The following is a 6542-nucleotide window of genomic DNA, read 5'->3' as shown; positions in this document are numbered from 1 at the left end:
CCGTCGATGCCTGGATCACAGTACTCATCAGGTGCGTTCTCCATGATCAGGAGTTACACCGAAAACCGTACAGTCCCACCTGGAACCCCAGCCCAGCCTCCCTACCGCGCCGCCGTACAAAAGGCCCTCGCTACAGCGAGACTTGTGGGGTAGGCGGTTCGGCGGGATCTGACCCTCCTCGCTTTTGGCCCCGGATGTGATCGGGTGTCTTTCGAGCGACTCGTCGATCATGCTCGTGATCGCCTGGTGGAGCCCGAACCGGGAAGAGCAGTCCCAGCGAAAGGACGGCCATCGGACGCGGCCCCCGGGGGCGACACTGGCGGTGTCCGGCTCGTAGCGGATTCTTCGAGGCGGCGGCTGAGGTGAGTGCCGTGACCTGTGCGAGAGCGCTGCCTCCGCTGTGCCGTCAAGGGTGATGCCGGGCGCGGAACGCCGGTCCTCGGCGGTGGCGGTGAGGCCGTTGGCGAGGACCGGCGAGGGGAATCGTCAGGCGACCATCGGCTCGTCAGCGGATGGCTGCCTGGTGGCCGTGCCAGGCGAACCGGCGCGTCGGCCCTTGGTCGTAGAGCGACGCCCGCGCGGGGCGACCTGCTCGACAGGCTCCAGTGCCTCTTCCCCGTGCGCGTCACTGGTGGTGGCGGAGGAGGGGATCACGACCTCGGCCAGCAGCGCGGAGAGCGGCCTCAGCCCACGCGAGCGCTCCGGCGGCTCGGTCGCGGCGTCGCCGGAGACCCCGTCGCTGGGCGGGACGTCCACCGCGGCCTGAGCACCGGGCGACCACGAGGTGGGGGCGGCCTCAGACAGCGGGGTAGGGGCGCATGGATGCGGTACGGCGGCCGTGGCCTGGGGGCCGGGCGACCACGAGGCGGGGGCGGGCTCGGGCGGTGAGGGGGGTGTGGGTGGGTGGGGGGCTACCGGTGAGGGGGGCGTCGGGGTTGGGAGGGGTGGGAGGGCTTGAGGGGGTGTGGGGTGGGCGGAAGAGGTGGGGGGAAGGGCTGGGCGGGGTGGGCGGGTGGTGGCGAAGGCCCAGTCTTCGGTGGAACGGTCGAGGGAGTCGCGGGTCTCCTGGTCTAGAGCCGGGGTGGCGCCCAGGCGTTGGGGCTTGGTGAAGGTGCCGATGCCCCAGCGGAGATCGTGGCCTACCGAGGTGGCCTCGACCTCGGCGAGGAAGCGGCGTTCGCCCTCGGGGCCGAACTCGCGGATGCGGAGGCGGCCCTGGACGACCACGGGCTGGCCGACGCGGACGGATTGGGCCACGTTGTCGGCGAGGCCGCGCCAGCAGCGGACGGCGAAGAAGATCTTCTCGCCGTCTCGCCACTCCCCCGCCTTGCGGTCGTAGTAGCGGCTGGTCGAGCAGACGCGGAGTGAGGTCACCCGTGATCCGTCGGGGAAGGTGTGCTGGCGGGGGTCGGCGACGACGTGACCGTTGAGCGTGAGCTGGATGTCGTTCATCAGGAATGCCTCCCAGGCGGCGGGCCTGCTGCCCGCCTCTGGGAGAAACGGTGGCGCACGACGCCGGCCAAGCCGTCGGCCGAACCGGGTTCTGGGGATAACCCGGCGCGCATGCGTGATCAGGGCTGTGGACGAACGTCAGCCGGGTCAGTCGCGCAGGCTGCGGAGGGCCTCGTAGAACTCGCGGTGGCGCGCCAGCTCGCGTTCCACCGGTGCGATCACCATGCTCTCCGTCAGCGCTCCGACGCGGCGGCGCATCTCGCGCTCGACGCGTTCGCGCTCGTTGCCCGCCGCGATGACGACGAAGTTGCGGCTCGCGACAGCGGAGAGGATGCCGAGACCCAGGGCGGAGATCATGATGAGGCCGACCCATGGCAGGCTGCCGACGTCGCCGAGGGCGGACAGGCCGTCGGGCAGCGTGCCCGCGCCCATCACGCCGTACACCAGGGTGGTGCCGCACCAGGCCACGGCCACCACGAACAGCAGGACGAGCAGCCACTGCCAGATCCGCAGCAGGTGCCAGGAGGGCGGCACGCGGTCGAGGCGCGGGGCGATCTGGTCGAGTTCCTCGGCCATCGCCCCGGGGATGCGGGTGGCGTTGGAGCGCGCCGCCCGTTTCACGCCGTTGCGCCAGCTCTCGTGCATGTCGGCGGTCAGCCCGTCGGTGAGTGCCTGGACGGCGTTGTCGACCTCGGCCGGCTGGGCGCTGACGTCGCCGCCGGGCACGCCGCGGATCTCGTCGCGCAGGTCGCCCAGGCGAAGGTGCTTGACGGGGTCGCCGCCCAGGCGGTTGGCCCAGCGGGCGTACGGCCAGCCCACCCAGAGCTGCGACCTGGTCGCGTAGACGTTCTCCATGGCCTCGCCGATCGCGGGCACGCCCACGGCGTCGCACAGCGCGTCGGTCAGCCCGACCCGGCGTGCGCCGTCGACCGTCGGGGGGACGGTCAGCGGGTCGGCCTCGGGGAGCATCACGTCCATGTCGCGCATGACCCGCTCGACGTCGGCCTCCAGGCGCAGGATCGCCGCCCGGCGCCGGGACACGGTGTCGGCGAGGACGGCCTTGAGCCCCTCGGAGCCCCTGGGCGTGATGGCCGACGTGGCGACCACGCGAGGGTCGGTGATCCCCTCACGCTTGAGCAGCCCGGTGAGGTCGGCGACGCACTCGGCGAGTTCCTCCTGCGTCAGCCGGTCTGCGTGGTTGAGGGCGTAGACCGTCACCGCGTCGTGGCCGGAGAGCTCGGAGATGTAGCGCCGGTGGGTGGAGGCGTCGGCGTACTTCTGCGGGTCGAGCACCCACACGACGAGGTCGGCCACGCCGATGAGCCGGTCGGCCTCGTGGTCGGTGAGGGCGCGGATCGAGTCGTGGTCGGGGAGGTCGAGCAGGATCAGGCCGTGCAGCGCGCCGTCGTCCTTGTCCAGGGCGCTGGCCCTGGCGAACCGGTGCCGCCACTGGATCTGGAGCCAGTCCAGCAGCGGGCCCGCGCCTTCCAGGCCCCACACGCAGGCGTGGGTGCGGGCGGTGGTGGGCCTGCGCACTCCGGTGGGCGACAGTTCCAGGCCGGAGACGGAGTTGAACAGCGACGACTTACCGCTGCCCGTGCCTCCGGCGAGGGCGACCACGGTGTGCTCGGACGACAGCTTCAGCCGGTCGCCGGCCCGCAGCAGGACCTGGCCCGCCTCTTCGAGCAGCGGGGGATCGACCGTGCCCGCGCCCAGTTCCACCACCCGGGACAGGGCGGCCAGCCGGGAGCCGAGGCCCGGCCGGGCGCGGCCGCCGCCTGCGGGGGTCGAGGTGGTGCCGGTGGTTGCAGTGCTCATCGTGCGGCCTCAAGGTTGTACGTCACCTGGTACAGGCGGGACGCGGCGGTCTCGTCGGGTATGCCCGCGCCGTCCAGCGCCGTGGCGTAGCGCAGTGTCTCCTCGTCGAACAGCGTGTTGATCCTCGCTCGCAGGTCGTTTCTGGCCTTGACGCTCATGTGGCGCAGGGACTCGGCGCCGAGCAGCGCCCGGAGCAGCCGCTGGGGCATGGGGCCCGGTCCGCCGTCGATCTCGGGCATGCCGTAGCCGAGGATGCCGACCGTGAAGATCAGGCCGAGCGACTCCTCGTCGAAGGACGAGATCTTGCCCACCGAGCGCTTGGTCACGCCCTCCTTGCGGATCATCGCGGCCAGGTGGTCCTGCCAGGCGGCGATGCTCCGCCCGGTGCGGCGCACCAGGTCGTCGGAGACGTGGCCGAGTTCGGGCGCGGCGGCGAGCCGGGCGCCGTGGGCGCCACGGCGGGCCCAGCGGGTGGCGGTCCGCTCCGCGGCGCGCTGGGCGGCGGCGATGACCACGGCTTCCAGACCGGCCCGCAGCGCGGACTTCAGCGCCATCCGCCGCTCGGGGGCCTGCCGGGTGATCTTTGAGGCGAACCGGCCGGGCCTGCGCAGGCTGAGCGTGCGCATGAGGTCGCCTGAGCCGGTGAAGTCCTGCCAGCGGGCGAGGACCTCGCCGCGCAGCAGCGAGCCGTTCCTGCTGATCTCGTCGATCTCGGACAGCGCGCCCGCGTAGGCGGCCTCGACGTCGGAGCGCAGCTCGCCGCGGAAGGCCACCTGGGTCTCCAGGTGCCGGGCCAGGGCGGGCACGCGACCGCGGAAGCTGTCCAGGACGGTCTCCAGGGCCGTGCGGACGGCCTGCTCGCGCCGCTCGTCGTCCACCGAAAGCTCGGTGAGCCACATCCGCAGCTCGGAGATCTCGTTCTCGGGCAGGCGGCCCTCGCTCGTGGCGCACTCGTTGATGACGAACCGCTCGGCGTCGCCGAGGCCGTACTCGGTGAGCATCCGCACGAAGTGCTTGACGACCACCTCGCGCGCCCGCGGCGGCACCCGGGACAGCACGATGGCCAGCCGCGCCCCGCGCTCCTTGGCCGTGCGCAGCAGCCGCCAGGCGGGCGCGTCGGCGTAGCGGGCGGCGGTGGTCACAAAGATCCACAGATCGGCGGCGTCGAGCATCCGGTGCGCGATCTCGTGGTGGGCCACGACCACGGAGTCGATGTCGGGGCTGTCCAGCAGCGCGATGCCGGGCGGCAGCGGCACGCTGGTGGCCACGGCGAGGTCGCCGGGGCCGGTCTCGGGGCCGGGTCGTTCGACCCGGGTGAGCCCGCCGAGCAGGCCGCCCTCCGCGAACCACTCCCTGTCGTCGGGGTGGCAGACGAGCACGGGGGTGCTTGTGGTCGGACGGCGGACGCCGGTCGCGCTGACCTTGCCCCCGGCGAGCGAGTTGACCAGGGTGGACTTGCCCGCGCCGGTGGACCCGGCGACGACGACGAGGGCGGGGGCGGTGCTCATCCGCACGCGTGGCATGACGTAGTTGTCGAGCTGGGCGAGGATCTCCTCGCGCGCCTTGCCGGCCTCTTCCGCGCCCGGGGCGTCGGCGCCGAACCGCAGGTCAGCGATGGTCTCCTTGAGGGCGTGCAGCGCCTGGCCGAGGGCTTGGGCGGCGGCGTCGGGGAGGGCGATCTCCTTGACCTTGGCGGTGTCGGGCTCGCTCTCCGGCTCGCCGTCCGCGTCGGGCTCCGGCTCGTCGGCAGGCTCTTCCGCGGGGGCGTTATCGCCGCTTTCGTCCGCTTCCGCTCCCGGGTCCTCCGGCTCGTCAGCGACCTCCGCCTCGTCAGAGGACTCAGAGGACTCAGACTCATCGGACGGCTCGGACGCCTCGGGCTCTTCGCCGGGATCATCGGCGTCGTCACGAATGGGCCGGAAGGACACCGTCTGCTCGCCGATCGACTCCTCGCCCGCCGTTTCGGGCATGACCGTCTCGTCGTCGGCGGGGTCCCCGAGGCCCGGGGGCCTGTTGGCTGCTGACTTCACGGAACCCGCTCCGCTCGAACCATCTCGACCTCCTGGCCGACCTTCACGACGTCGCCGACGATCACGATCGCCGGTGGCCGAATCCCAGCCGCGGTCACGCGCCCCGTCACGGTGGACAGCGTGGCGTAAAGAGCGCGCTGCGTCGGAAGAGTACCGTCCTGTACCACCATTACGGGAGTTTCCGAAGAACGTCCGCCTCGCAGCAACGCCTCGGCCACCTTGCCGACGCGTTCAACGGCCATCATCAACACCAGGGTTCCCCGGGACCCGGCCAGCGCCGGCCAGTCGACCGTGGACTGCGGATCATCCGGCGCGACGTGCACCGAGATCACGTGGAACTCCTGGCTGACCCCGCGATGGGTCACCGGCACACCCGCCGCGCCGGGCACCGCGACGGCGCTGGTGATGCCGGGCACCACGGTCACCGGAATGCCGGCGCGGGCGCAGGCCAGCATCTCCTCGCCGCCCCGGCCGAAGACGAACGGGTCGCCGCCCTTGAGGCGGACCACGAACCTGCCCGCCCTCGCGTGCTCGACGAGCAGCTCGTTGATCTTCTCCTGGGCGAGGTAGCGGCCGTAGGGGATCTTCGCGGCGTCGATCAGCTCCACGTCGGCGGGCAGCTCGTCGAGCAGCGCACGGGGGGCCAGCCGGTCGGCGATCACCACGTCGGCCTGTGCGAGCAACTGCCGTCCGCGCACGGTGATCAGCCCGGGATCGCCGGGGCCGCCGCCGACCAGCGCGACGCCCACCGGTTTGGTACGGCTGCGGCGCGCGTCGACCGTGCCGTCGCGCAGCGCGGCCACCACCGCGTCCCTGATGCCCGCCGCCCTGCGCGGGTCGCCGCCCGCCGTGACGGCGACGCCGACCTCTCCGACCTTGCCGGAGGCCGGGGTCCAGGCCGCCGAGGCGTCCTTGTCGTCGGCGCGCACGCACCATACCCGTTTGGCCTCGGCCTCGGCCGCCACCGCGGTGTTCACCGCGCGCTCGTCGGTGCACGCCTGCACGAGCCACGCGCCGTCGCAGTCGCCCACCTCGTACGGCCGGGCCTCCCAGGTGATCCGCCCCGCCGCGATGAGATCGTCGAGCGCCGGGGTGACGCTCGGGGACACCAGCGTGACCTGGGCGCCCGCCTCCAGCAGGGCGGGAATCCGCCGCTGGGCGACCCGGCCCCCGCCCACGACGAGCACCCGCCGCCCGGAAAGGCGCAGACCGAGCAGGTAGGGGGACATGCGGCCGATCTCC

General features: G+C 72.6%; 4 protein-coding genes. All 4 read right to left on the bottom strand.

Annotated features, from left to right (window positions below):
• Window positions 1-486: 486 nt before the first annotated feature.
• The 4 genes from P3X83_RS39480 to cobA all read right to left on the bottom strand — a co-directional run bounded on the left by P3X83_RS39480 (window position 487) and on the right by cobA (window position 6529).
• Complete coding sequence (locus P3X83_RS39480) at window positions 487-1452, bottom strand: single-stranded DNA-binding protein (RefSeq protein WP_277310523.1); 966 nt, start codon at window positions 1450-1452, stop codon at window positions 487-489.
• A gap of 147 nt (window positions 1453-1599) precedes the next feature.
• Window positions 1600-3270, bottom strand: a complete 1671-nt coding sequence (locus tag P3X83_RS39475; protein WP_277310522.1) for an ABC transporter — start codon at window positions 3268-3270, stop codon at window positions 1600-1602.
• Entirely contained in the window at window positions 3267-5300 is a 2034-nt protein-coding gene (locus P3X83_RS39470) for an AAA family ATPase (RefSeq protein ID WP_277310521.1), read from the bottom strand. Before P3X83_RS39470 ends, P3X83_RS39475 begins: the two co-directional genes overlap by 4 nt.
• On the bottom strand, window positions 5297-6529 hold the full coding sequence (gene cobA, locus P3X83_RS39465; protein ID WP_277310520.1) for a uroporphyrinogen-III C-methyltransferase: 1233 nt from the start codon (window positions 6527-6529) through the stop codon (window positions 5297-5299). The genes P3X83_RS39470 and cobA overlap by 4 nt, the downstream gene beginning before the upstream one ends.
• Between the last annotated feature and the right edge of the window lie 13 nt (window positions 6530-6542).

Source organism: Spongiactinospora sp. TRM90649, assembly GCF_029382225.1.
GTDB lineage: Bacteria > Actinomycetota > Actinomycetes > Streptosporangiales > Streptosporangiaceae > Spongiactinospora.
This window is presented reverse-complemented; position numbering and strand designations above follow the sequence as displayed.

Excerpts from the sequence above, each read along its gene's own strand:
- P3X83_RS39480 (WP_277310523.1), bottom strand. The coding sequence starts at position 1,452 with ATGAACGACATCCAGCTCACGCTCAACGGTCACGTCGTCGCCGACCCC.
- P3X83_RS39475 (WP_277310522.1), bottom strand. The coding sequence starts at position 3,270 with ATGAGCACTGCAACCACCGGCACCACCTCGACCCCCGCAGGCGGCGGC.
- cobA (WP_277310520.1), bottom strand. The coding sequence starts at position 6,529 with ATGTCCCCCTACCTGCTCGGTCTGCGCCTTTCCGGGCGGCGGGTGCTC.